The sequence below is a fragment of the Burkholderia pyrrocinia genome (assembly GCF_003330765.1).
GTDB lineage: Bacteria > Pseudomonadota > Gammaproteobacteria > Burkholderiales > Burkholderiaceae > Burkholderia > Burkholderia pyrrocinia_B.
Genome location: NZ_CP024902.1, coordinates 2448254 through 2473655 on the forward strand (window position 1 = coordinate 2448254; position 25402 = coordinate 2473655).

The following is a 25402-nucleotide window of genomic DNA, read 5'->3' on the forward strand; positions in this document are numbered from 1 at the left end:
TCTTATGTCCGCCAGCGCCAACCCCAATCCGCTCCTCGACTTCTCCGGCCTGCCCCGCTTCGGCGAGATTCGCCCGGAACACGTGACGCCCGCGCTCGATACGCTGCTCGACGCAGCCAGCCGCGCGGTCGAGGCCGCGAGCGCGCCCGCGACGCCGTCGACCTGGGCTGCCGTCGTCGAGCCGGTCGAGCATGCGACGGAGCCGCTCGGTCGCGCATGGGGTATCGTCGGCCACCTGAACGCGGTCGCCGATACGCCCGAACTGCGTGCCGCGTACGGCGAAAACCTGCCCCGCGTGACCGAGTTCTGGTCGAGCGTCGGCCAGAACCTCGCGCTGTACGAGAAGTACAAGGCGATCGCCGCGAGCGCCGAATACGCGACGCTGTCCGCCGAGCGCAAGAAGATCCTTGACAACGCGCTACGCGATTTCCGCCTGTCGGGCGCCGAACTCCCCGAGGACCGGAAGCCGCGCTTCGCGGAACTGCAGGAACAGCAGGCCGCGCTGTCGAAGGCGTTCTCCGACCACGTGCTCGACGCGACCAACGCGTACGCGTACTTCGTGCAGGACGAAGCCGAACTGGCCGGCCTGCCCGGCGACGCGCTCGAGGCCGCCCGCGAAGCCGCGCAGCGGGACGACAACGCAGGCTGGAAATTCACGCTGCACTTCCCGTCGTATTTCCCGGTGCTGCAGTACGCGGACAACCGCGCGCTGCGCGAGACGCTCTACCGCGCCTATGCGACGCGCGCGTCGGAACTCGGGCCGCAGTACGGCGACGGCAAGGCCGAATGGGACAACACGGCGATCGTCGCCGACGAGCTGAAGCTGCGCCGCGAAGAGGCGCAGATGCTCGGCTACCGCAACTTCGCCGAAGTGTCGCTCGCGCCGAAGATGGCCGAATCGCCGCAGCAGGTGATCGCGTTCCTCGAGGATCTCGCGACGCGCGCGCGCCCGCATGCGGACAAGGACTGGGACGAACTGCGCACGTTCGCCGCGAAGGAACTCGGCCTCGCCGAACTCGCGCCGTGGGACGTCGCGTACGCGGCCGAAAAGCTGCGCGAGCAGCGCTACGCGTTCTCGGAAAACGAGGTCAAGCAGTACTTCCCGGAGCCGGCTGCGCTGAAGGGCCTGTTCACTGTCACCGAGACGCTGTTCGGCGTGCGGATCAAGCCGGACGACGCGCCGGTGTGGCACAAGGACGTGCGATTCTTCCGCGTCGAAAACCGCGACGGCTCGCTCGTCGCGCAGTTCTATCTCGACCTGTACGCACGCGAAGGCAAGCGCGGCGGCGCCTGGATGGACGACGCGCGTTCGCGCGCGAAGCGCGGCAGCGACGTGCAGACGCCCGTCGCCTATCTCACCTGCAACTTCTCGGCGCCGGTCGGCGGCAAGCCTGCGTGCTTCACGCACGACGAAGTCATCACGCTGTTCCATGAATTCGGCCACGGGCTGCACCATATGCTCACGCGCGTCGACGAGCTCGGCGTGTCGGGCATCAACGGTGTCGAATGGGACGCGGTCGAGCTGCCGTCGCAGTTCATGGAAAACTTCTGTTGGGAATGGGATGTGCTGTCGTCGATGTCGTCGCATGTCGACACGGGCGCCACGCTGCCGCGCGAATTGTTCGACAAGATGATCGCCGCGAAGAATTTCCAGAGCGGGCTCGGCACGCTGCGCCAGATCGTGTTCTCGATGTTCGACATGCTGCTGCACGTCGACTTCGACCCGGCGGGCGCAACCGGCGTGACCGCGTTCGCGCGCGAGATCAACGAGCGCTACCACGTGATCCCGCAGGCGGCGTTCTCGCGCTGGCCGAACACGTTCAGCCATATCTTCGCGGGCGGCTACGCGGCCGGCTACTACAGCTACAAGTGGGCCGAGGTGCTGTCGGCCGACGCGTACGCGGCTTTCGAGGAAGCGGCCGCCGCGAGCGGCAGCGTGCTCGACGCCGCGACCGGCACGCGCTATCGCCGCGAAATCCTCGAGGTCGGCGGCAGCCGCCCGGCGATGGATTCGTTCAAGGCGTTCCGCGGCCGCGAGCCGCGGATCGATGCGCTGCTGCGCCACAACGGGATGGCCGCGCCCACGCACTGAGCGCGCCGCCCGGCGCGTCCGGCAGGATCGACAGGCACCGCTTCGGCGGTGCTTTTTTCATGGCGCGGACGATTCGTCGTCGAACAGCGAAAACTGCCCGTGACGCTCGGCCGTGTCCTCGTCGATGCGCACGCCGACGCCGAGCAGCCGCACCGGCTGCGCGCGCCGTTGCAGCCCCTTCGCGAGCAGCGTGACGGCCGTGTCCGCATTCGTCGCGTCGGCCACGCACTCGACCGTCGTACGCTGGAAATCGGCGAAGCGGATCTTCACGTACAGCTTGCGAATCGAGCGCGCGGCGCCCGCGCGGTCGATCCGCACGTCGAGTTGCACGACGAGGCGGCGGATTTCGTCCGCGCATTGCTCGAGCGTCGTGAGGTCGGTCACGTAGGTCGTCTCGACGCTGACCGACTTGCGCTCCTGGTCGGCCTGCACGGGCCGCTCGTCGATCCCGCGCGACAGTTCGTACAGCCGCCGCCCGAACGCGCCGAACTCGCGGTGCAGGTCGATCAGCGGCCAGTCGCGCAATTGCGCGCAGGTCTGGATGCCGAGCCGGTCGAGCCGCGTGGCCGTCACCTTGCCGACGCCGTGCAGCTTGCGCACCGGCAGCGCCGCGACGAACGCGTCGATCTCGTGCGGCCGCACGACGAACAGGCCGTCCGGCTTGTTCCAGTCGGACGCGATCTTCGCGATGAACTTGTTCGGCGCGACGCCGGCCGACACGGTCACGCCGACCGTGTCGTGCACGCGCTGGCGGATCTCCCGCGCAATCAGCGTCGCGCTGCCCTGGCACCGCTCGGACCCGCTGACGTCGAGGTACGCCTCGTCGAGCGACAGCGGCTCGACGTCGGGCGTGTAGTCGCGATAGATCGCCATGATCTGCCGCGACGCCGCCCGGTACTTGTCCATCGCCGACGGCAGGATCAGCAGGTCCGGGCACTTGCGCATCGCCAGCGCCGACGACATCGCCGAATGCACGCCGTAGCGCCGCGCCTCGTAGTTGCAGGTCGCGATCACGCCGCGCTGGTCGGGCCGGCCGCCGACCGCAAGCGGCCGGTTGCGCAACGACGGGTCGTCGCGCATCTCGACCGACGCGTAGAAACAGTCGCAATCGCAGTGAATGATCTTGCGCGCGCGCGGCAGCGCGTCGCCCGGCGGCGGCGCGTGCGGATCGGCTGGCGGAATGATGGTCGGGTTCACGGTGCCGATACTGTACAAAAACACAGTGCCGGTTTCAAGATCGCCGTGCAAACACGCCGGCTCGCCGGGAACCCGACATTCGCCAGCATTGACCACTCGTACCGAACCCGCGTTCACCTCCGGGCATGCGGCATGCCCCGCGCCGGTCGATCGGCAGGCATCGCGCGTTGCGGTGCCGTTGCCCTCTCGATCGCGACGGTCCGCTTACATACGGACCACGTCCGCCACCGTCTTCTTGCGATCCTTGAACTGATAGATCGTAATCGCGGCATGCTTCAGGTCGCCGTGTGCGTCAAACGAGATCTTCCCTGTCACGCCGTCGTACTGCGTCGAAGGCATCGCCGCGAGCACCTTCGCCCGATCGGTCGACCCGGCACGCTGGATCGCGTCGTAAATGACATACACCGCATCGTAGGCGAATGGCGCGTACGCATCGATCTGCGTTTGATAGCGGGCGACATAGCGGTTGCTGAAATCCTGCCCTTTCGGCATCTTCGAGAGCGCGAGCCCTGCCTCCGAGCACACGAGATTGTCGATCGCATCGCCGGCCAGACCGACCATCTTGTCGGTGCATGCGCCGTCTCCGCCGAGCACGCGCGCACGGATGCCGAGATTCGCGGCCTGCTTCACCAGCGGGCCCGCGGTCGCGTCCGACCCACCGTACATGATCACGTCGGGCTGAAGGCCCTTGACCTTCGTCAGGATCGCACGGAAGTCGATCGCCTTGTCGTTCGTCGCCTCGCGCGTGACGATCCGGGCACCCGACGCTTTCGCCGCCTTCTCGAACTCGTTCGCAAGGCCTTGTCCGTAAGCGGTCGAATCGTCGATGACCGCGATGCGCGTCGCGTGAAGCGTGCCAATCGCGTACCGGGCGAGGGCCGGCCCCTGCATCGCGTCGGTTGCCACCAGGCGGAACGCCGTCTTGTACCCCTGCTGCGTGAAGACCGGATTCGTCGACCCCTGCGATATCTGCGTGACGTTCGCGTCGCGGTAGATGCGGGAGGCCGGGATCGATACGCCGGAGTTGATATCGCCGACGACCGCGACGACGCCGTCGTCGACCAGCTTCTGGGCAACCTGCGTGCCCGTGCGCGGGTCGGCCGCATCGTCCTGCGAATCGAGCTGGAAGCGTACCGGCTTGCCGCCGACGACCGGATGCCGGCTGTTGATTTCGTCGATCGCGAGGCGGGCGGCATTCTCGCTGTCCTTGCCCATGTTCGCCAGTTGCCCGGTGAGCGGCGCAGCATGGCCGACGAGTACCACGGTCTGATTGTCCGCACGGGCTTGCACACTTGCCGCGACGAGTAGAACGGCGGCGCCGACGAGCGGCAGGCGAGGAAAATTGGGCTTCACGGGCGACTCCGGTATCGAAGTGATCGAACGGCGCAGTCGCGATGATGTCCATTCATCCGACCGCATGCAGCCCAGTGTTCAATCGCCGAAATTCGGCGTCCAACAACAAATTGCGTTCGCCGCCCACAAATAAAATCTATCGTGCCGCACGGCCGCCATTGGAAAATCGTCGAACGCCGCAGCCGATCCTGGCCGACTCGTGCAAGTGCGGCCGCCCTCACCCGACAAGATTTTCCTTGATCGAGCCAACACTTTTTCTCGCTACAACGGCGAACGCATCGCGTTAAACTGCCGCTCAATCCCGCAGCGTTGGGCGTGCGACATGAACATGCGTTTTCTCGAGACCTTTGTCTGGCTGGCACGCTTGCGCAACTTTCGCCTGACTGCCGAACGCATGCATGCGACCCAGGCCGCCATATCGAGCCGTATTTCCGCCCTCGAGCAGGAAATGGGCGTGCGGCTGTTCGACCGGGGACCACGAGAGGTCACGCTGACCCAGGTGGGCACGAAGGCGCTCCCCTTTGCGGAACAGATCCTCAAGCTGAATCAGAACATGCTCGACAGCGTCGGCGACCGGTCGAAGATTTCCGGGCTGCTGAGGCTCGGCGCGGTGGAATCGATCATTCATACGTGGCTGCCCGAATTGCTCAGGCGCGTACGCGACGAATACCCGAATCTCACCATCGAACTGACCGGCGACACCTCGTCTCACCTGGTTGCCCAGCTTGCCAGCGGTCACATCGACGTGGCCCTGCAGACCACGCCGGCCACGGGTGCGGAAGCGTCGAGCATCATGCTCGGCAGTCTGCCCATGTGCTGGATCGCGAGTCCGTCGCTCAGCATCTCGGACGAGGCACTTTCAGAAGCGGAACTCGCTGCATTCCCGATCATCGGATTCGCACGCCACTCCCTGCCGCACACGTTCCTGGTCGATCTCTTCGAGTCGGTCGGCGAACCCACCGCCCAGATCAATTGCATGTCGTCGGTCGCGGCGATCATCCACATGGTGGTCGACGGCTTCGGCATCGCCGTATTACCGAGTGCGTTCGTCATGAAGGAACTGGCTGCCGGACAACTGCAAATGCTGAAGGTCACGCACCGCGTGCCCGCACTGCCGTTGATCGCCGCGTACCGTCGCAATCCGGACACCCTCCTGCCGGAATCGATCGCTCGACTGGCGCTCGCCGTCATGCTCGACTTTGCGCTTGCGAACGGCCCGCAATTTGCCCTTCTCCCCGAAGTCGACAACACGTCGCCCCCCAACCTTTGATCCGGAGCGACGCTCATGGGCACGACACAGCGCATTTCAATTCAGCCGCTCACTCCCGAGGCGTGCGCACCCTACGGCACGATGCTGGGCAAGCCGCCCAGGATCGACAGCAACGTACCCGTGTTCCTGAGCGAGGCGTCCGATTTCTGGCGCGAACATCTTTTCGACCCAGGCACATCGGACAAAGCGGAAATTCTCTGGGTGCGATACCGCAATGGCGACATGCGCATCAACTCGCTCGAAACACACCGTCTCACCGAGCAGGCCATCGTCCCGCTGACAGGTTCGGTCATTCATGTCATGGCCTGCTCGGCCCCGGATGGCACACCGGACATGGCAACGCTACGTGCATTCCGCATTGCTCCGGGAGCCGGCATGGTGATGCGGCCTCACACCTGGCATACGACGCGCGTAACGCAGCCCGAGGTCGCCTGCCTGATGCTGACCCGTCCGTCGACGACAGGCGATCTCGTCGTCCACCTGCGGACCGGAGCGCCGGCATGCGAAAGCGAAATCCGCGCGATCGCGCCGCACTGCATCGATTGACCGGCTTGCAGGTAGCCAGCACCGTACCGGCCCGCTTTGCGCGAAGCGTACCGCCGTGCGCGTGCAGCGGCCCCTATACTCGTCTGCCGCGACACACGAAACGCAAAGGTGACGAATGAAGACGATCGGATTGATCGGCGGGATGAGCTGGGAATCGTCGGCCGAGTACTACCGGCTGATCAACCGCCACTCGAAAGCGCTGCACGGCGGCCACCACAATGCAAAGAGCGTGCTGGTAACGGTCGATTTCGCGGAGATCGAAGCGCTGCAGCGCACGCACGACTGGCCCGCGCTCGGCGAACGGATGGCCGGCGCCGCGCGGCAGCTCGAAGCGGCCGGCGCCGATCTCGTCGTGCTGACGACCAATACGATGCATCGCGTGCACGACGCGATCGAAGCCGCGGTGACGCTGCCGTTCCTGCACATCGCCGATCCGACCGGCGCCGCACTGCGCGACGCGGGCGTCGAGCGCGTCGCGCTGCTCGGCACGCGCTACACGATGGAGTTGCCGTTCTACGCGGAGCGGCTGCGCGGGAAGTTCGGGATGGAGGTGCTCGTGCCGGACGAACGCGGGCGCGACGACGTGCACCGGATCATCTACGACGAGCTGTGCCACGGCATCGTCGACGCGGCGTCGCGCGCGACGTACGTGTCGATCATCGAAGGACTGGCGAAGCGCGGCGCGCAGGCCGTGATCCTCGGCTGCACGGAAATCACGCTGCTGATCGGCGCGGACGATTCGCCGCTGCCGGTGTTCGACACGACCGCGCTGCATGCGAAGGCGGCAGTCGACTGGGCGGCGCGCTGATCGCGCGCAGAAAACAAAAAACCCGGCATGGAGCCGGGTTCTTGTCGACGAGGCGCGCATCGGTCATATGCGCTGCACATCGTCTGGTGTGCTTGGTTGCGGGGGTAGGATTTGAACCTACGACCTTCGGGTTATGAGCCCGACGAGCTGCCAGACTGCTCCACCCCGCGTCAGAGAAATAAATTATAGGGTGATGAAGCACTTACGTCAACACTTTTGTCACAATTCCTTCTTCCCGCCCCGATGCGGCGACGCATGACACCTTCATCGCATCGCGCGGCGCGCGCGTTCGGCCCGCGTGCTCGCGGTAAGATGGCGGCCTTCGCATTCACCCCGCACGCACACTCCCGTTCATGAAAATCGCCACCTGGAACGTCAACTCGCTCAACGTCCGCAAGCAGCACGTGCTCGACTGGCTCGCGCAAAGCGGAACCGACGTGCTGTGCCTGCAGGAACTGAAGCTGCCTGACGAGAAATTCCCGCGCGCCGATCTCGAGGCGGTCGGCTACCGCAGCTGGTTCACGGGCCAGAAGACCTACAACGGTGTCGCGATCCTCGCACGCGACACGCTGTCCGTCGACGAAGCGGACGTCGTGCGCAATATCCCCGGCTTCGACGACCCCCAGCAGCGCGTGGTCGCCGCGACGGTCGACGGCGTGCGCATCGTGTCCGCGTATTTCCCGAACGGCCAGGCACCCGACTCCGACAAGTTCGTCTACAAGATGCAGTGGCTCGACGCGCTGCACGCGTGGCTGCGCACCGAGCTGCAGCGCTACCCGAAGCTCGCGCTGCTCGGCGACTACAACATCGCGCCGGAAGACCGCGACGTGCACGACCCCGCGAAATGGGAAGGCCAGAACCTCGTGTCGCCGCAGGAACGTGCGCACTTCGCGAAGCTGATCGAGCTCGGCTTCGTCGATGCGTTCCGCCGCTTCGAGCAGCCCGAGAAGACCTTCACGTGGTGGGACTACCGGATGATGGCGTTCCGCCGCAACGCGGGGCTGCGCATCGACCACATCCTGCTGTCGCCGGCACTCGCGGACACCTGCACGTCGTGCGAGGTCGAACGCACGCCGCGCACGTGGGAACAGCCGTCCGACCACACGCCCGTCGTCGCGGTCGTCGGTTGATTACGCAACCCGCGCGCGTTCAGCGCCGCGCGGGCGCCGGCCCGAGATGGGCCCACAGGAACCCGAATTCGGCCGCGTCGGATTCGGCGCGCTCCAGATCGTCGGCACTGCCGTGGCCGCCGTCGGTGTTCTCCCAATACCACACCCGTTCGTGACCGAGCGCCTGCATGCGCGCGGCCATCTTGCGCGCATGCGCGGGATGCACGCGGTCGTCGCGCGTCGACGTCGTCAACAGCAACGGCGGATACGCGACGCCTTCGCGCACGCGGTGATACGGAGAATACGCGGCCAGTGCCGCGCCCTCGCGCGGATCGTCCGGGTCGCCGTATTCGTCGAGCCACGCGGCGCCCGCATGCAGCTTCGGATAGCGCCGCATGTCGAGCAGCGGCACGCGGCAGAGCACCGCGCCGAACAGCTCCGGCCGCTGCGCCATGCACGCGGCGACCAGCAGCCCGCCGTTGCTGCCGCCCTCGATCCCGAGCTGCGCGGCCGTCGTCACGCCGGTCGCGACCAGATCCTCGGCCACCGCGATGAAATCGTCGAACGAACGCTGCCGGTGTTCGCGCTGCGCGTCGACGTGCCAGCGCGGCCCGAACTCGCCGCCGCCGCGGATGTGCGCGAACGCCATGACGCCGCCGCGTTCGAGCCACGCGATGCCGAACGCGTCGCTGTAGCCCGGCAGGTTCGGAATCGCAAAGCCGCCGTAACCCGACAGCAGGCATGGCCGCGCGACACGCGCGGCGCCGTCGCGCGCATCGAGTGCATCCCGCGGCCCGATCAGCGTGTACGGCACCACCGTGCCGTCGCGCGAGCGCGCGCTCGCGCGGCGCACGACGAGCCCGGCCGCGTCGAACTGCACCGGCGGCCGGTCGAGCAGCACGCGGCGCGACGGCGCATCGGCCGCGCGATCGGCAAGATCGGCCAGCCAGCATTCGGGCGGATCGAGATAGGTGTCGACGTCCACGTAAATCTCGTCGTTCAGCGTCGACTCGACAGGCTCGACATCGATCTGCGCGTCGCCCGGCCAGTCGAACGGCCGCGCGTCCCACGCCCACGTGCCGTCATCGGCCTGCCGCGGCTGCCACAGCATCGTGCGGTTGTGCACGTCGTCGAGCCAGCTTGCGATCAGCGTCGTGCGCGTGTTCACCCACGTGCAGGCGGACGTCGACGGTTGCGGCGCGAACAGCGTCGTGAGCTCGCGCGACCCGGCCAGGAACGCCTGCTCGCGGATCGCGAGCAGCGAGCCGCCCGCATGGCGCACGCCATCGCAATCCCAGTCGAGGCGCGGCTCCAGCACGAGCCAGCCTTCCCAGAATCCGACCTCGACATGCGTCGGCACGTCGTAGCGTGCCCACTCGCCCGCCTCCGTCAGCCGGTACGCATGCGCGTCGAAGAAGTCGACGCTGCGCCACGCGACGTGGCGGTTGTCGATCGGATCGAACCCCGCGCCCGCGCTGATGTCGTCGGGTTCGCCGCGAAATACGACGGGCGCATCGGCAAGCGCCGTGCCGCGCACCCAGCGCCGCGCTTCATACGGATAGCCGGCAGCGGTCGCATGCGCTTCGCCGCGATCCCAGCTCACGTAGACGGTGTCGCGGTCGATCCAGCCGACCGTATGATGCCCGGGCGCGTCGATCGTGAATCCGCAGTCGACGAAACGGCGCTCGACGAGATCGAATTCGCGCACGACGACCGCGTCGGCGCCGCCCGGCGATAGCGACAGCAGCGCGCGATCGCCGTCCGGATACAGGATCGCGTCCAGCTCGAACACCCATGACTCGCCCTCTTCGGCGCCGAGCGCGTCGACGTCGAGCAGCGTTTCCCACGCCGGCCGGCCGGCGCGCCAGTCGTCCCAACGCGTGCGGCGCCACAGCCCCTTCGGATGGAGATCGTCCTGCCACAGGTCGTAGGCCCATTCGCGCCAGCGGGTTGGAATCACCGGGCGTTCGCGCGGCAGATACGCTTTCGCGAGACGCGCGGTGAGCGCGCGATACGCGTCGTCGTCGCGCAGCACGGCGCGCGTGCGCGCATTCTGCTCGTCGACCCACGTGCGGGCGCGCTTGCTGTCGAGCGCTTCGAGGAAACGGAACGGATCGGCCCCGGCGGGCCAGCGGAAGGAATCGGACATTGCGGATTGGCGGAATGGCAAACTGCGGGCAAACCGCGATTATGTCCGATCGCGGCACGCGCGATGTCCGCGCATGCCGCGAATCGTGCTCAGGGCTCCAGATGCAGTTCCTGGATCTTGCGCGTGATCGTGTTGCGGCCGATGCCGAGCCGCTCCGCGGCCTCGACCTTGCGGCCGCGCGTGAAGTCGAGCGCCTCGCGGATCACGGCCGCCTCGAAGCGGCGCGCGAGCTCGTCCATCACGTCGGCCGAGTTCTCGCGCAACAGCCGCGCGACTTCGGTGCGCAGGCCATGCTCCCACACCGGATAGCCGGCCGGCGCGCCGTTCGGTGCGGCCGCGCCGGGCGCGGACGCAACCGGCATTGCACCGACGGCCGGCTGCCCGACCGGCGCGGCGCCGCCGCTGCCGTGCGCATCCATGCCGTCGCCCGTCGCGACGACCGGCGCACCGGCCGGCACGAGGTCGGGCGGCAGGTCCTTGATCTCGACCGTCTGCGCGGGCGCCATCACGGTCAGCCAGTTCGCGAGGTTCTCGAGCTGCCGCACGTTGCCGGGAAACGCCAGCGACGTCAGGTACACCAGCGTGTCGTCGGACACGCGCTTCGGCTCGACACCGAGATCGCGCGCGCTCTTCTGCAGGAAGTGGCGCGTGAGCAGCGCAATGTCCTCGCTGCGTTCGCGCAGCGCCGGCAGGCGCAGCCGGATCACGTTGAGCCGGTGGTAAAGGTCCTCGCGGAACAGCCCCTGCCGCACGCGCGCCTCGAGATTCTGGTGCGTCGCGGCGATCACGCGCACGTTCGCGCGCAGCGGGTTGTGCCCGCCGACCCGATAGAACTGCCCGTCCGACAGCACGCGCAACAGGCGCGTCTGCAGGTCGAACGGCATGTCGCCGATTTCGTCGAGGAACAGCGTGCCGTTCTCGGCTTGCTCGAAGCGACCCTGCCGCGTCGTCTGCGCGCCGGTGAACGCGCCGCGCTCGTGGCCGAACAGCTCGGATTCGAGCAGGTCCTTCGGAATCGCCGCCGTGTTCAGCGCGATGAACGGCCCGTTCGCGCGCGGGCTGTGACGGTGCAGCGCACGCGCGACGAGCTCCTTGCCGGTGCCCGACTCGCCCGTGATCAGCACGGTCGCGGCCGAGTGCGACAGGCGGCCGATCGCGCGGAACATGTCCTGCATCGCAGGCGCCTGGCCGAGCATCTCGGGCGCCTCGGCGACGCGCTCGTCCTGCGGTGCGCCGGCGCGCAGGCTTTCCTCGACCGCGCGGCGGATCAGCTCGACCGCCTTGTCGACGTCGAACGGCTTCGCGAGATATTCGAACGCGCCGCCCTGGAACGCCGCGACGGCGCTGTCGAGATCGGAGAACGCCGTCATGATGATGACGGGCAGGCCCGGCAGCCGCTCGTGCATCGCCTGCAGCAACTCGAGCCCCGAGCCGCCCGGCATCCGGATGTCGGACACGAGCACCTGCGGCGTCTCGTGGTCGAGCGCGGCCAGCGCGTCGCGCACGTTCGCGAAGCTCTTCGTCGCGAAGCTGTCCCGGGCAAGCGCCTTTTCGAGCACCCAACGGATCGATTGGTCGTCGTCTACTATCCAGATCGGCTTCATAGGTCGGTCAGATATGGGGAAATCCGGTGAATCGCACTGTCGCCGCTCAATGGTCGAGCGGCAGCAGTATCTGAAATTCGGTACGTCCGGGCCGGCTTTCGACCTCGATCATCCCGTCATGCTGCTGCACGAACGTCTGCGCGAGCGTGAGGCCGAGGCCGCTGCCGTCTTCGCGCCCGGACACGAGCGGGTAGAAGATCCGGTCGCGGATCTCTTCCGGAATGCCGGGCCCGTTGTCGATCACATGCAAGTCCAGTGCCAGCCTGTACAGGCGCTTCGCGATCGTCACCTTGCGCGCGATACGGGTGCGCAGCTCGATCTTCGCGTCGCCCTGCGCGATCCGATCGCGCAGCGCCTGCGCGGCGTTGCGCACGATGTTGAGCAGCGCCTGGATCAGCTGCTCCTTGTCGCCGCGCAAATCCGGCACGCTCACGTCGTAGTCGCGCTCGATCGTGAGCCCGCGCGGGAATTCCGCGAGCATCACCGCGCGCACGCGTTCGCATACTTCATGAATGTTCACGTCGCCGACGATATGCGGATGCCGATGCGGCTCCAGCAACCGGTCGACGAGCGTCTGCAGGCGATCGGACTCCTTGATGATCACCTGCGTGTATTCGCGCAACTCGCCGCGCTCGCGCTCGCCGAGCTCGAATTCGAGCAGCTGGGCTGCGCCGCGAATTCCGCCGAGCGGGTTCTTGATCTCGTGCGCGAGGTTGCGGATCAGCTGCTTGTTGACCGCGGTCAGGTCGTGAATGCGCTCCTCGCGATCGGTGCGCGACTGCCGCTCGTTCTCGAACAGCTCGACGAGCACGAAATCGGGCGCGGTCTCGAGGAAGCCGACGATCGCGTGCACGTGCAGCGGTTCGCGGCCGGGCCGGTCGAGCACGGTATCGAGATGCGTCGCGTGAAAGCGCTCCTCGCCGATCGCGGTGATCGTCGACGCGAGTTCGTTCGCGTTCGGAAAAATCTCGCCCCACGGCCGCTGCGCGAGCTGCCGGCGCGAGATGTCGAGCATCGCCTCCGCGGACGGGTTCGCGAACGCGATCCGCAGCGTCTTGCGGTCGAGCACGATCACGACCGACGGCAACGCTTCCAGCCCCGCAAGCAGGCCCGAGCGCGCGAGCCGCTCATCGTCCGTCAGCCGCTCGGGCTGCCCCGTCTTCGCCTTGATCAGATTCTTCAGAACCATCTTGCGTGCTTGTCGCGCCTCACCGGGCCAGAAAATGAAAATCGCCGGAACAAAAAAGGGACGGCTGGGTGCCGTCCCCTTTCAGACTCCGCCGGCCCCGCCGCAGGCCGCGCGACGGGAACGAACCGGCATGACGGCGCTGAATCGAAGCGCCATCACCGATTACAGCGAGTAGTACATCTCGAACTCGATCGGGTGCGTCGTCATGCGGAACTTCGCCAGCTCCTGCTCCTTCAGCGCGAGGTACGCATCCAGCATGCCGTCCGTGAACACGCCGCCGCGCGTCAGGAACTCGCGATCCTTGTCGAGCGCTTCGAGTGCCTGGTCGAGGCCCGCGCAGACGGTCGGGATCTTTGCATCCTCTTCCGGCGGCAGGTCGTACAGGTTCTTGTCCGCAGCTTCGCCCGGATGGATCTTGTTCTGGATCCCGTCGAGGCCGGCCATCATCAGCGCCGTGAAGCACAGGTACGGGTTCGCCATCGGATCCGGGAAGCGCGTTTCGATGCGGCGGCCCTTCGGGTTCGACACGTGCGGAATGCGGATCGATGCCGAACGGTTGCGCGCCGAGTAAGCGAGCTTGACCGGTGCTTCGAAGTGCGGAACCAGGCGCTTGTACGAGTTCGTCGTCGGGTTCGTGATCGCGTTCAGCGCACGGGCGTGCTTGATGATGCCGCCGATGTAGAACAGCGCCAGTTCCGACAGGCCGGCGTAGCCGTTGCCCGCGAACAGGTTCTGGCCGTCCTTCCAGATCGACTGGTGAACGTGCATGCCCGAACCGTTGTCGCCGACGACCGGCTTCGGCATGAACGTCGCCGTCTTGCCGTACGAATGCGCGACGTTATGGATGATGTACTTCGACCATTGCGTCCAGTCCGCGCGCTCGACCAGCGTCGAGAACTTCGTGCCGATTTCGTTCTGGCCCTGACCCGCCACTTCGTGGTGGTGCACTTCGACCGGGATGCCGAGCTGTTCGAGCAGCAGGCACATTTCCGAACGCATGTCCTGGAACGAGTCGACCGGCGCGACCGGGAAGTAACCGCCCTTCGTGCCCGGACGGTGGCCCGTGTTGCCGCCTTCGAATTCCTTGCCCGACGACCACGGCGCTTCTTCCGAATTGATCTTCACGAAGCAGCCCGACATGTCCGTGTTCCACTGGACCGAGTCGAAAATGAAGAATTCCGGTTCCGGACCGAAGAACGCCGTGTCGCCGATACCCGTGCTCTTCAGGTACGCTTCGCCGCGCTTCGCGAGCGAACGCGGATCGCGCTCGTAGCCCTTGCCGTCGGCCGGTTCGACCACGTCGCAGGTCAGCACGAGGGTCGACTCTTCATAGAACGGGTCGACGAAGGCTGCGTTCGGGTCCGGCATGAGCAGCATGTCCGACGCCTCGATGCCCTTCCAGCCCGCGATCGACGAGCCGTCGAATGCATGGCCGCTTTCGAACTTGTCTTCGTCAAACGCCGAAACCGGCACCGACACGTGCTGTTCCTTGCCGCGCGTATCCGTGAAGCGGAAATCGACAAACTTGATGTCCTCGTCCTTCACGAGTTGCATGACGTCGGCGACGGTTTTACTCATAACCTCTTCTCCTGATTGAACAATTTCGGCGGACTGGGAACCGCCTCGTTTATCGAGCTGATCGGGGTCTGGCTTTGGCGCAGCGCGCCCCGATTCGACCAAATCCTATAAAGCAGCTTCCGTGCCATCTATGCGCAAGATCGGCGCGGATCGCGCCAGCGCTCGCCGCGACGGGGCTGCGCTGCGCGATTCCGGGGCCCGGCGCCGCGCCGGTCAACGGCCGAAAGCACCGTGATGGTGCAATTTCCGCAACACGCCGCGCCCGCGGAATCACTTTGGTGCACGCGCACCATTCTGCACTCTTTTGGTGAGCGCGTGTGCCGTGCCGCATGCGGGCGTCCGTGCCGCGACGCCGCGCTAGAATGTTTGTTTGACCGATAGGAGACTCCCTGCCATGAGTACGCTCGACCAGCTTTACGCGAAGGCCGACGAACGCCGCGCACAAGGCGCGCTCAACTACGCCGGCGCGCTGCTGCCGGTCGAAGCATTCGAACTGCTGCAGCTCGACCCGTCGGCGCGCCTCGTCGACGTGCGCACCCGCGCCGAGCTCGACTGGATCGGCCGTCCGCTCGTCGGCGACGGCCAGTACCTGCACCTCGAATGGACGCGCTACCCGGGCGGCGTGCCGAACGCCGAATTCGTCAACGAACTGAAGGCGGCCCTCCCGCCCGATACGCCCGTGCTGTTCCTGTGCCGCAGCGCCGCGCGCTCGAAGCTCGCCGCGGTCGCGTCGTCGCAGGCCGGCTTCGCGAAGGCGTTCGACCTGCTCGAAGGCTTCGAGGGCGCCAAGGACGCCGAAGGCCACCGCAAGACGGTCGACGGCTGGTGCTTCCGGAAACTGCCCTGGATCGGCGCCTGACGGCGCGCCCCTCCTGCCGGTCGCGACTGCATCATCGTCGAGCCCGGCAATGACATGCCGATGACGGGCCGCGTTGCGCGGCTCGTGGCTTTTGCGCAGCCGCTCAGGCGCGCGGCGTGTCGGGCTCGACGACATCGCCGCCAAGCAGGTGCACGCCTTCGCGCAGCTTCACGAACGCGGCCGCGACCGCTTCCGGCTCGCCCTTCACGCCGAGGTCGATGTGACGGCGCGCGTAGACCCCGCCGCGCTCCGCATCGCCGACGCTCGGCAGGCTGAACACGCGCACGCCCGGGAAATCGCGTTCGATGCGCTCCATCAGCGGCGTGAGCGTCGATTCCGGCAGTTCGAACACGTACAGCGAGCGCTCCGCGTGCGGCGTCGCGTGATGCAGATGCGCGTATTTCGTATCGAGCACCCATTCGATCATCGGCCACGCCATCACCGGGAAGCCCGGCACGAAGTGGAGATCGCCGGCCGAGAAGCCGGGAATCCGGTTATAGCCGTTCGGGATGATCGTCGCGCCGACCGGAAACACGCCCATGTTGAAACGGTGCTGGTTCTCCGGCGAGTCGAAATCGACGGGCTTCGTCGGATCGGTGTGCGTTTCGCGAACCCGCTCCGCGATCAGCGCCTTCGCTTCCGGATGAAGTTCGAGCGGCACGCCGAGCGCGGCAGCCGCGCACTGGCGCGTGTGGTCGTCGGGCGTCGCGCCGATCCCGCCCGTCGAGAACACGATGTCGCCGGACGCGATCGCGCGCGCGAGCGTCGCCGTGATGCGCGCCGGATCGTCGCCGACGTATTCGGCCCAGTCGAGCGCGAGGCCGCGCGCGCCGAGCAGCTCGATGACCTTCGCCAGATGCTTGTCCTGCCGGCGGCCCGAAAGGATTTCGTCGCCGATGATGATGATGCCGATGCTCATGCCTGCCCCATGTCGATTGCGGTGGCGCGCGCGCTCGCGCGCAGGTCCTCCAGCGCGCGCAGGCAATAGTGCCCGAACCACAGCGCCGAGAAGACGAGAATGAAAGCGTAAACCCAGATCATGGCCGCCGCGACGAACGGAAACAGCACCATCATCCAGATCGACGACACCCACACGAAGGTCGGCACGGTGCCGAGCAGCCCGGTCGCGACGCCGATGCCGATCAGCGGCCAGCGGTGCTGCCGCACGAGCGTACGGCGCTCGTCGCGGCTCGCGTGCAGCGCGAGCGCGTCGTAGGTCATCACGCGGTACGTGAGCCAGCCCCAGATCACCGGCGGCAGCAGCGCGAAGAACGGCGGGATCAGCCACAGCGGGATCGTGACGACGAGCACGACGACGCCGACGAGCGCCGCCCACAGCGAATTGAACGCGCTGCCGAAGAAGGTGCCGCCCCGCTTCGGCTCGAGCGCCGCGAACTGCCGGTTCGACAGGTGCTTGATCACGACCGGCATCGAAATCGTCGCGATCAGCAGCAGCACGGTCAGCACGATCAGCGGGATCGCGAGCGACACGACCACGAACGGCGCGACGACCGCATGCAGCTGCGACATGCCGATCGCGTCGAATGCGCGATACAGCGCGGCCGTCAGCACGAAGCCGTCGAGCGCGCCGCGCGCGGCATCGATCAGCGTCTGCCACGAGAACCACAGCACGACGCCCCACAGGACGGCCGAGACCAGGAACGGCATCAGGGTGAGCCAGAGCATGCGCGGGTGCAATGCGCTCGCCAATGCGCGGACGAAGGAGCGCAGCAAGTCGTTCATGCGAGCCTGTATCGACGGATAAAAACGGGGAAAGGATAAACCACACGGCCCGCATGCGCCAAAGCGCATGCGGGCCGTGTGGGAGAACCGTTCAACGGGAGCGTGGCCGGGTCAGGCCGACGCCGCGCCGCGCTTCGCGGGGAACAGGCGCCGGAAGATCCGCACGAACGCGAGGCCGTGCTGCGACCAGAAGCCTTCGCCGTAGGACACGCCCTCGACCTGCTCGCGGATGCCGGTCGGCTCGACCGTGCGGTTCCACGACGCGGTGCCGAACATCATGTCCCACCACGGGAACAGCACGCCGAAGTTGCAGCCGTACTTCGTGCCTTCGTGACCGTAGCCGACCGCGTGGTGGCGCCGGTGGAAGATCGGGCTCACGAGCAGGCGCTCGCCGAGCCGGCCGAACGACAGCCGCGCATTCGTGTGCTGGATGCTCTGCATGAAGTTCGTGAACGCGGTCAGCACGACGAATTGCGACGGCGTCACGCCGATCACGAGCGCGATTGCCGCGAAGAAGCACGACTGGATCGCGTCGTCGAGCAGGTGGTTGCGGTCGTCGCACCACAGCGACATCTGCCGCTGGCTGTGATGCACCGCGTGCAGCTCCCACCAGATGCCGAACTTGTGCTGCCAGCGGTGATACCAGTAGCCGGCGAAGTCGAGCACGACGAGGTAGACCGCGAACGCGACGATCGGCTGCGAGGTCACGCCCGGCCACAGATAGTCGAGGTTGACGTTCGCTACGCCGTGCAGGCGCAGCCATGCCTGGAAGTTGTCGAACACCGGCTGCAGCGCGAAGAAGAAGAACAGCGTGTAGATGCCGAGCTTCGAGATCGCCGTGTAGATCACGTCGACCCGCACGGCACGGCGGTTCTTCCAGCGTTCGACCGGCAGCAGCGCCTCGAGCGGGCGCAGCAGCGCGAACATCAGCACCATCTGCAATGCGCCGATGATCACCCAGTACAGCGCGTCGTAGGTGTCCTCGTCATAGTCCATCAGGTTGAACTTGAAGAGGAGCGGCTGCACGACATCGACGTACAGCCAGGTCTGGATGTCCGACACGAACGCATCGATCAGGTGCAGCATCGCTCGCCTCCGCCCGTCACGCGCCGTTCGCCGCCTTCCACGGCGCGCGGTCGTAGAAGTAGATGCCGTGCGGCGAACGGCCGACGGAGATCGTCTGCACCAGCTTGCGCGACGCCAGGTCGATGATCCCGACCTTCTTCGCAAAGCGGAACGTCACCCACATCGTCTTCTTGTCGGCGGACAGTTCCATGTCGTCCGGCCCCGGCAGCAGGCCGGTGATATCGCCGACGTTGGTCAGCGTGTTTTCGTCGATGATGCTGATCGTGTTCGCGACCCGGTTCGTCACCGCGACGTGCGTGCCGTCGGCGAGCGAGCGGAAGTTGTGCGCGCCCTTGCCCGTATAGATTTGCTTGACGACCTTCTGGTTGCGCCAGTCGACCACCGCGACGTAATCCGCGCCGGTCATCCCGACCAGCAGGTACTTGTCGTCCGGCGTGAGCCACAGGCCGGCCGGCACCTTGCCGACCTTCATCTTCCACTTGACCGTCTGCGTCGGCAGGTCGATCGCCGCGAGCTCGCCGGACACCTGCAGCGACACGAGCACCGTCTTGCTGTCCTTCGTGAACGCGAGGTGGCTCGGCATGACGGCGAGCGGCACGCGCTTCGCGAGATGCAGGTTCTGGCCGTCGTAGCTGTAGAGGTCGACGCGGTCGAGCCGCAGGCCGGCCGCCGCGAACCACTTGCGATCGGGCGAGAAGCCGAGCTGGTAGGGATCGTCGATCCCTTCGACGGTGCGCTGCAGCTTGCCCGTCTTCGGATCGAGGAACATCAGGCTGTTCGAGACCGAATTCGCGACGATCAGCGACGAATTGTCGGGCGTCGCCATCAGGTGGTGCGGTTCCTTGCCGGTCGGCATCGTGCCGACGACCTGGCGGGTCTGCTGGTCGATCAGGGAAAGCGTCGCTTCGGCCGAATTGAGGACGATCACGTTATTCGCGTGTGCGGCGGGCGCCAGCACGGCGGCGGCCAGCACGAGCGTGCGGCCGAGGGAAAGGAAAGTGGGCATGAAGACTCACGTCGAGAAACAACCGTCATTGTAAAACGTTCAACCGGCCCCGCCGGTTGACGCAAGCCGGCGTTGCGCCACTTCGACGCACGCCGCGGCGGCCGGACAGGCCGGCTCGGCAAGCGCCACGCGGCCGGCCGGAGCCGGCAGCCGGTGCGGGCCCGGGAAACCGATGTTGCGCTAGCGCTGCATCGACTCCCAGACCTTGTGCAGCCGCTTGACAGAGACCGGCATCGGCGTGCGCAGTTCCTGGGCGAACAGCGAAATCCGCAGTTCCTCGAGCAGCCAGCGGAATTCGGCGAGCCGCGGGTCGACAACGCCGCCGCGCTGCGACACCGCACGCTGGTACTGCTGGACGAGCGGCAGCAGGTCGGCGGACTGCTTCGCGTCGCGCGCCGGATCGGCCTTCAGCTTGTCGATCCGCAGCGCGATGCCCTTCAGGTAGCGCGGGAAGTGCGCAAGCTGCATGTAAGGCGTGTCGATCACGAAACGCTTGCCGGCCAGCGCGGCGAGCTGCTGCTGCAGATCCGCGTGGGCCTGCGCGAACGGCTTCGCCTGCGCGAGCTTCTTCACGAGGCCCGCGTATTCGGCCAGGATCTGCCCGACGAGCCGCGCGATTTCCTGCGCAAGCAGGTTCAGGCGGCTGCGGCCCTCGTCGCGGCGCGCGTGGAAGCTCGCGTCGTCGTCGGGCAGCGGGTCCTGCAGGCACGCGCGGTCGAGCGCCGTGTCGATCAGCTGGTCGCGCAGCTCGTCCTGCGTGCCGAGCGACATGTACTGCATCGCCATCTCGCGCAGGCCCGGCAGGTTCTTCTCGAGAAACTTGATCGGCTCCTTCAGCTGCAGCGCGAACAGCCGCCGCAAGCCGGCCCGGTGGATGCGCGCGGCCTCCTCCGGCGAATCGAACACCTCGACGTCGCAATGCGTGGCGCGGTCGACCAGCGCCGGGTAGCCGTACAGCGTCTGGCCGCGCCGGCGGATCTCCAGCAGCTCGGGAAGCTTGCCGAAATTCCACGTCGTCAGGTTCTCGTACAGCGCCGTCGCGCCGGTTTCCGCCGGGGCGGCTGTCTGCGGCGCCGCGCCCTTGCCGGCCTTCCCGCCGCGGCCGGCGGCACCGGCCGTGGCGGCAGCCGCCGGCGCCTGGCCGGCGGCCTGACCGGCCTCGGCACCGCCGCCGGTCGCGATCGTCGACGCCGCCGCGATCTTCTGGAACTGCTGCTGCGCCTGCGCACCCAGCTCCTGGCGAAGCTGCGCGAGATTGCGCCCCATCGCGAGCTGGCGGCCGTGCTCGTCGATCACCTTGAAGTTCATGAACAGGTGCGCGGGCAGCGTCTCGAGCTTGAAGTCGGCCGTCTTCATCGCGACCTGCGTCTCGCCGCGCACGTCGGCGATCAGCGCCTCGACCAGCCCGCCCGCGCCGAAGCGCTCGCGGCCCATCCGCTCGACGAAGCCGGCCGCGTACTCGGGCAGCGGCACGCAGTGCCGGCGCAGCTTCTGCGGCAGCGACTTCAGCAACAGCTGCACCTTTTCCTTCAGCATCCCCGGCACCAGCCACTCGCAGCGGCGCGCGTCGACCTGGTTCAGCGCGTAGAGCGGCACCGCGAGCGTCACGCCGTCGCGCGGCGCGCCGGGCTCGAAGTGGTAGGTCAGCGCCATCTCGACGCCCGCCATCGTCGCGCGCTTCGGGAACAGCTCGGTCGTCACGCCGGCCGCCTCGTGGCGCATCAGGTCGTCGCGCGACAGGTACAGCAGGCGCAGCTTGTCCGCCGGCTGGCCGCTCTTCTTCACCTCGTCGCGGTACCAGCGCTCGAACGCGACGCCCGTATGGATGCCGTCGGGGAGCGCTTGGTCGTAAAACCCGTAAATCAGTTCGTCGTCGACCAGCACGTCCTGCCGGCGCGACTTGTGCTCGAGCTGCTCGATGTCGGCCAGCAGCTTGCGGTTGTGCGCGAAGAACGCGAGCTTCGTGTCGAATTCGCCTTCCACGAGCGCGCCGCGGATGAAGAGTTCGCGCGCCCGCGCCGGATCCTGTGCGCCGAACGCGACACGCCGGCGGTGGTAGATCGGCAGCCCGTACAGCGTCGCGCGCTCGAACGCGCTGACCTGCGCCGGGCGCTTTTCCCAGTGCGGCTCCGACAGCGATTTCTTCAGCAGGTGCGCGCCGATCTTCTCGACCCATTCGGGCTCGATCTTCGCGAGGCAGCGCGCATACAGCCGGCTCGTCTCGACAAGCTCGGCCGCCATCACCCAGCGGCCGGCCTTCTTCGCGAGCGCGGAGCCCGGCCACAGGTAGAACTTGATCCCGCGCGCGCCGAGGTAGTGCGGATCGTCCTCGGCCTTCATTCCGAGGTTGCCGAGCAGACCCGTCAACAGGGCCAGATGCACCTGTTCGTAGGTCGCCTCGGTTTCGTTGAGTCGCCAGCCGTGCTCGCGCACGACGGTCAGCAACTGCGAATGGACGTCGCGCCACTCGCGCAGCCGCAGGTGCGACAGGAAGTTCTGCCGGCACGCGTCGATCAGTTGGCGATTCGACTTCTTGTGCGCGACCGCCTCCTCGAACCACGCCCAGATCTTCAGCCACTGCAGGAATTCGGAACGCTCGTCGGCGAACCGGCGATGTGCCTGGTCGGCCTGCTCCTGCGCCTCGATCGGCCGGTCGCGCGGGTCCTGCACGGACAGCGCGCTCGCGATGATCAGCACCTCGCGCAGCGACTGCTGGTCGCGCGCGGCGAGAATCATCCGGCCGACGCGCGGGTCGAGCGGCAGCCGCGCGAGTTCGCGGCCGAGCGGCGTCAGCGCGTTGTCGTCGTCGACCGCGCCGAGTTCGTTGAGCAACTGGTAGCCGTCCGCGATCGCGCGGCCGGGCGGCGGCTCGAGGAACGGAAACGTTTCGATCGCCGTCAGGTGCAGCGACTTCATCCGCAGGATCACCGACGCGAGCGACGAGCGCAGGATTTCCGGATCGGTGAAGCGCACGCGCGCCTGGTAGTCGCTTTCCTCGTACAAACGGATGCAGATGCCGTCGGCCACGCGGCCGCAGCGGCCCGCGCGCTGGTTCGCCGCCGCCTGCGAGATCGACTCGACCTGCAGCTGCTCGACCTTGTTCCGGTACGAATAGCGCTTCACGCGCGCGAGACCGGTATCGACGACGTAGCGGATGCCCGGCACCGTCAGCGAAGTCTCGGCCACGTTGGTCGCGAGCACGATCCGGCGCGCGTTCGACGCCTTGAACACCTTGTCCTGGTCGGCCGCCGACAGCCGCGCGAACAGCGGCAGGATCTCGGTGTGCGGCGGATGGTGCTTGCGCAGCGCCTCGGCCGCCTCGCGGATCTCGCGCTCGCCGGGCAGGAACACCAGCACGTCGCCCGAGCCCTCACGGCACAGCTCGTCGACCGCGTCGACGATCGCGTCCATCAGGTCGCGCTCGGCTTCGCGCGCGGTCTTCACACGATCGCGGCCCGCCGTACCTTCGGCGTTTTTCACGGCCGGGCGATCCTCGGCCACCGGGCGGTAGCGCATCTCGACCGGATACAGCCGCCCGCTCACCTCGATCACGGGCGCCGGGCGCTCGTCGGTGCCGAAATGGCGCGCGAAGCGATCGGCGTCGATCGTCGCGGACGTGACGATCAGCTTCAGGTCCGGCCGCCTCGGCAGGATTTCCTTCAGGTAGCCGAGCAGGAAGTCGATGTTCAGGCTGCGCTCGTGCGCCTCGTCGATGATCAGCGTGTCGTACGCCTTCAGCAGCGGGTCGGTCTGCGTCTCGGCGAGCAGGATGCCGTCCGTCATCAGCTTCACGGACGCACCCGGCGCGAGATTGTCGGTAAAGCGCACCTTGTAGCCGACCACCTCGCCGAACGGCGTGCCGAGCTCCTCGGCGATCCGGCGGCCGGTCGACGACGCGGCCAGGCGGCGCGGCTGCGTGTGGCCGATCAGGCCCGTGCCGCCGGCGCCGAGGCCGCGGCCGAGATCGAGACAAATCTTCGGCAGCTGCGTGGTCTTGCCCGAGCCGGTTTCACCACAGACGATGACAACCTGGTGACCGGCGATCGCGCGCGCGATTTCGTCGCGCCTGCCCGACACGGGCAGGCTTTCGGGGTAGGTGATCGGCGGGACGGGATTCGGCGGAACCGCGGCGCGCGGCAGACGCTCGCGGCGCGGTGTGCGCGCCTCCGCTGCATGGGGCGCGTCCACCGTGGCCGGCTGGCGCGCATCGCCTCGCCGTTCGTCGCCGCGCGGCCCGCGCGGCGGCTGGCCGGCCGGCTTTTCCTGCTGCTGGCGCGGCGGCTGGCCCTGCTGCTGGCGCGCATCGGCCGCACCCTCCGGGTGCCGGGCCAACGGCGCTTTGGCCCGCGTCGGCGCGGGACTTTTAGGTACATTCGACATGGGGGCGCATTATAATCCCGCCCATGAATTCCCAAACCGACCTCCCCCCCGCCCAGACCGGTGCCGCGACGACGCCGGCCGCCGACGATTCGGCCGCCAGCCACGCGCAGTTCGTCGACTGGATGCGCTCCGTCGCGCCCTATATCCACAAGTTCCGCAACAGCACGTTCGTCGTGGGGTTCGGCGGCGAGGTGGTGCAGCAGGGGCTGCTGAACGCGCTTGTGTCCGACATCGCGCTGCTGCAGGCGATGGGCATCCAGATCGTGCTCGTGCACGGCTCGCGCCCGCAGGTCGAGGAGCAGTTGAGCCTGCACGGTGTCGAATCCGAATTTTCGCACGGCCTGCGCATCACCGATGCGCGCGCGCTCGAATCCGCGAAGGAGGCGGCCGGCGAAGTGCGCCTCGACATCGAGGCCGCGATCAGCCAGGGCCTGCCGAACTCGCCGATGGCGCACGCGCACATCAGCGTCGTGTCGGGCAACTTCGTGACCGCGCGGCCGGTGGGGATTCTCGACGGGGTCGATTTCGCGCATACGGGCATCGTGCGCAAGATCGACGCCGAGTCGATCCGCCATTCGCTCGCGAGCCGCAAGCTCGTGCTGCTGTCGCCGCTCGGCTTCTCGCCGACCGGCGAGGCGTTCAACCTGTCGATGGAAGACGTCGCGTCGGCCGCCGCGATCGCGTTGCGCGCCGACAAGATCGTGTTCCTGACCGACGGGCCCGGCATCGTCGACGACCAGGGCGACCTGATCCGCGAAATGTCGCTCGACTCGGCCGCCGACCTGCTCGATTCCGGCGACCTGCAGGGCGACGACGCGTTCTTCCTGAAGCACGCGATCCGCGCGTGCCGCGGCGGCGTGACCCGCGCGCACCTGATCCCGCAATCGCTCGACGGCAGCATGCTGCTCGAACTGTTCCTGCACGACGGTGTCGGCACGATGATCTCGTACGAGAATCTCGAAAGCCTGCGCGAGGCGACGCCGGACGACGTCGGCGGCATCCTGTCGCTGATCGAGCCGCTCGAGACCGACGGCACGCTGGTGCGGCGCGGCCGCCACCAGATCGAACGCGACATCGATCATTTCTCGGTGATCGAGCACGATGGCGTGCTGTTCGGCTGCGCGGCGCTCTATCCGTATCCGCTGGAGAAGATCGGCGAGATGGCGTGCCTGACCGTCGCGCCGGAAGCGCAGGGCTCGGGCGACGGCGAACGCCTGCTCAAGCGCGTCGAGCAGCGCGCGCGGGCGCGCGGCCTCACGCACATCTTCGTGCTGACGACGCGCACCGAGCACTGGTTCCTCAAGCGCGGCTTCGTCAAGGTCAGCGTCGACGACCTGCCGGAAGACCGCCGCAAACTCTATAACTGGCAGCGCAAGTCGCTCGTGCTGATGAAGCAGCTCTGAGCGCAGGCACGACTGCCCTCCCCCCAGTTC

The 25402-nt window shown here is 67.3% G+C and carries 18 protein-coding genes and 1 tRNA gene; 7 read left to right on the top strand and 12 right to left on the bottom strand.

The window, feature by feature from the left end; all coding sequences use genetic code 11:
- Window positions 1–4: 4 nt before the first annotated feature.
- Window positions 5–2092, top strand: a complete 2088-nt coding sequence (locus tag CUJ89_RS11815) for a M3 family metallopeptidase (RefSeq protein ID WP_114177478.1) — start codon at window positions 5–7, stop codon at window positions 2090–2092.
- A 57-nt stretch (window positions 2093–2149) separates the two neighbouring features.
- Here the strand turns inward: CUJ89_RS11815 and dinB are convergent, their stop codons facing one another.
- Entirely contained in the window at window positions 2150–3313 is a 1164-nt protein-coding gene (gene dinB / locus CUJ89_RS11820) for a DNA polymerase IV (RefSeq protein ID WP_114178591.1), read from the bottom strand.
- A 180-nt stretch (window positions 3314–3493) separates the two neighbouring features.
- The gene (locus CUJ89_RS11825) at window positions 3494–4642 is read right to left on the bottom strand and encodes a branched-chain amino acid ABC transporter substrate-binding protein (RefSeq protein WP_236654887.1); all 1149 of its coding nucleotides are present in this window, start codon (window positions 4640–4642) and stop codon (window positions 3494–3496) included.
- Between the two features lie 322 nt (window positions 4643–4964).
- Here CUJ89_RS11825 and CUJ89_RS11830 point away from each other — a divergent pair, with 322 nt between their 5' ends.
- The 3 genes from CUJ89_RS11830 (at window position 4965) to CUJ89_RS11840 (ending at window position 7266) form a co-directional block, all read left to right on the top strand.
- Window positions 4965–5912 (top strand): LysR family transcriptional regulator, encoded by a 948-nt coding sequence (locus CUJ89_RS11830; protein ID WP_114177480.1) that lies wholly within the window; start codon window positions 4965–4967, stop codon window positions 5910–5912.
- A 15-nt stretch (window positions 5913–5927) separates the two neighbouring features.
- A complete protein-coding gene (locus CUJ89_RS11835) occupies window positions 5928–6458 on the top strand; it encodes an ureidoglycolate lyase (RefSeq protein ID WP_114177481.1) in 531 nt (176 codons plus the stop codon).
- Window positions 6459–6573: 115 nt separating this feature from the next.
- A complete protein-coding gene (locus CUJ89_RS11840; protein ID WP_114177482.1) occupies window positions 6574–7266 on the top strand; it encodes an aspartate/glutamate racemase family protein in 693 nt (230 codons plus the stop codon).
- Window positions 7267–7359: 93 nt separating this feature from the next.
- On the opposite strand, the gene CUJ89_RS11845 is transcribed toward CUJ89_RS11840, so the two are convergent.
- Window positions 7360–7436: transfer RNA gene (locus tag CUJ89_RS11845), tRNA-Met, on the bottom strand.
- 183 nt (window positions 7437–7619) lie between these two features.
- On the opposite strand from CUJ89_RS11845, the gene xth reads away from it, so the two are divergent.
- Window positions 7620–8396: an exodeoxyribonuclease III gene (xth, locus tag CUJ89_RS11850; RefSeq protein ID WP_114177483.1), complete on the top strand. Its 777-nt coding sequence runs from the start codon at window positions 7620–7622 to the stop codon at window positions 8394–8396.
- Between the two features lie 19 nt (window positions 8397–8415).
- Here the strand turns inward: xth and CUJ89_RS11855 are convergent, their stop codons facing one another.
- From CUJ89_RS11855 to glnA, 4 genes are all read right to left on the bottom strand, one after another.
- Window positions 8416–10524 carry a prolyl oligopeptidase family serine peptidase gene (locus CUJ89_RS11855; protein WP_114177484.1) on the bottom strand — a complete coding sequence of 703 codons (2109 nt, stop codon included), beginning with the start codon at window positions 10522–10524 and terminating at the stop codon, window positions 8416–8418.
- An 89-nt stretch (window positions 10525–10613) separates the two neighbouring features.
- Window positions 10614–12128, bottom strand: coding sequence for a nitrogen regulation protein NR(I) (ntrC, locus tag CUJ89_RS11860; RefSeq protein ID WP_114177485.1), 1515 nt, complete (start codon window positions 12126–12128; stop codon window positions 10614–10616).
- Between the two features lie 46 nt (window positions 12129–12174).
- The gene (glnL, locus tag CUJ89_RS11865) at window positions 12175–13317 is read right to left on the bottom strand and encodes a nitrogen regulation protein NR(II) (RefSeq protein ID WP_201752237.1); all 1143 of its coding nucleotides are present in this window, start codon (window positions 13315–13317) and stop codon (window positions 12175–12177) included.
- A gap of 162 nt (window positions 13318–13479) precedes the next feature.
- On the bottom strand, window positions 13480–14895 hold the full coding sequence (glnA, locus tag CUJ89_RS11870) for a type I glutamate--ammonia ligase (protein WP_114177486.1): 1416 nt from the start codon (window positions 14893–14895) through the stop codon (window positions 13480–13482).
- 394 nt (window positions 14896–15289) lie between these two features.
- On the opposite strand from glnA, the gene CUJ89_RS11875 reads away from it, so the two are divergent.
- Window positions 15290–15754, top strand: coding sequence for a rhodanese-like domain-containing protein (locus tag CUJ89_RS11875; protein ID WP_114177487.1), 465 nt, complete (start codon window positions 15290–15292; stop codon window positions 15752–15754).
- A gap of 103 nt (window positions 15755–15857) precedes the next feature.
- On the opposite strand, the gene CUJ89_RS11880 is transcribed toward CUJ89_RS11875, so the two are convergent.
- The 5 genes from CUJ89_RS11880 to hrpA all read right to left on the bottom strand — a co-directional run bounded on the left by CUJ89_RS11880 (window position 15858) and on the right by hrpA (window position 23969).
- Window positions 15858–16673: a competence/damage-inducible protein A gene (locus CUJ89_RS11880; protein ID WP_114177488.1), complete on the bottom strand. Its 816-nt coding sequence runs from the start codon at window positions 16671–16673 to the stop codon at window positions 15858–15860.
- The gene (locus tag CUJ89_RS11885) at window positions 16670–17497 is read right to left on the bottom strand and encodes an EI24 domain-containing protein (protein WP_114177489.1); all 828 of its coding nucleotides are present in this window, start codon (window positions 17495–17497) and stop codon (window positions 16670–16672) included. Before CUJ89_RS11885 ends, CUJ89_RS11880 begins: the two co-directional genes overlap by 4 nt.
- 111 nt (window positions 17498–17608) lie before the next feature.
- Window positions 17609–18583, bottom strand: a complete 975-nt coding sequence (locus CUJ89_RS11890) for a sterol desaturase family protein (protein ID WP_114177490.1) — start codon at window positions 18581–18583, stop codon at window positions 17609–17611.
- Between the two features lie 16 nt (window positions 18584–18599).
- Window positions 18600–19589 carry a beta-propeller fold lactonase family protein gene (locus tag CUJ89_RS11895; RefSeq protein ID WP_114177491.1) on the bottom strand — a complete coding sequence of 330 codons (990 nt, stop codon included), beginning with the start codon at window positions 19587–19589 and terminating at the stop codon, window positions 18600–18602.
- Window positions 19590–19769: 180 nt separating this feature from the next.
- Window positions 19770–23969 carry an ATP-dependent RNA helicase HrpA gene (hrpA, locus tag CUJ89_RS11900; RefSeq protein ID WP_114177492.1) on the bottom strand — a complete coding sequence of 1400 codons (4200 nt, stop codon included), beginning with the start codon at window positions 23967–23969 and terminating at the stop codon, window positions 19770–19772.
- A gap of 23 nt (window positions 23970–23992) precedes the next feature.
- Here hrpA and argA point away from each other — a divergent pair, with 23 nt between their 5' ends.
- A complete protein-coding gene (argA, locus tag CUJ89_RS11905) occupies window positions 23993–25372 on the top strand; it encodes an amino-acid N-acetyltransferase (RefSeq protein WP_114177493.1) in 1380 nt (459 codons plus the stop codon).
- The last annotated feature ends 30 nt before the right edge of the window (window positions 25373–25402 follow it).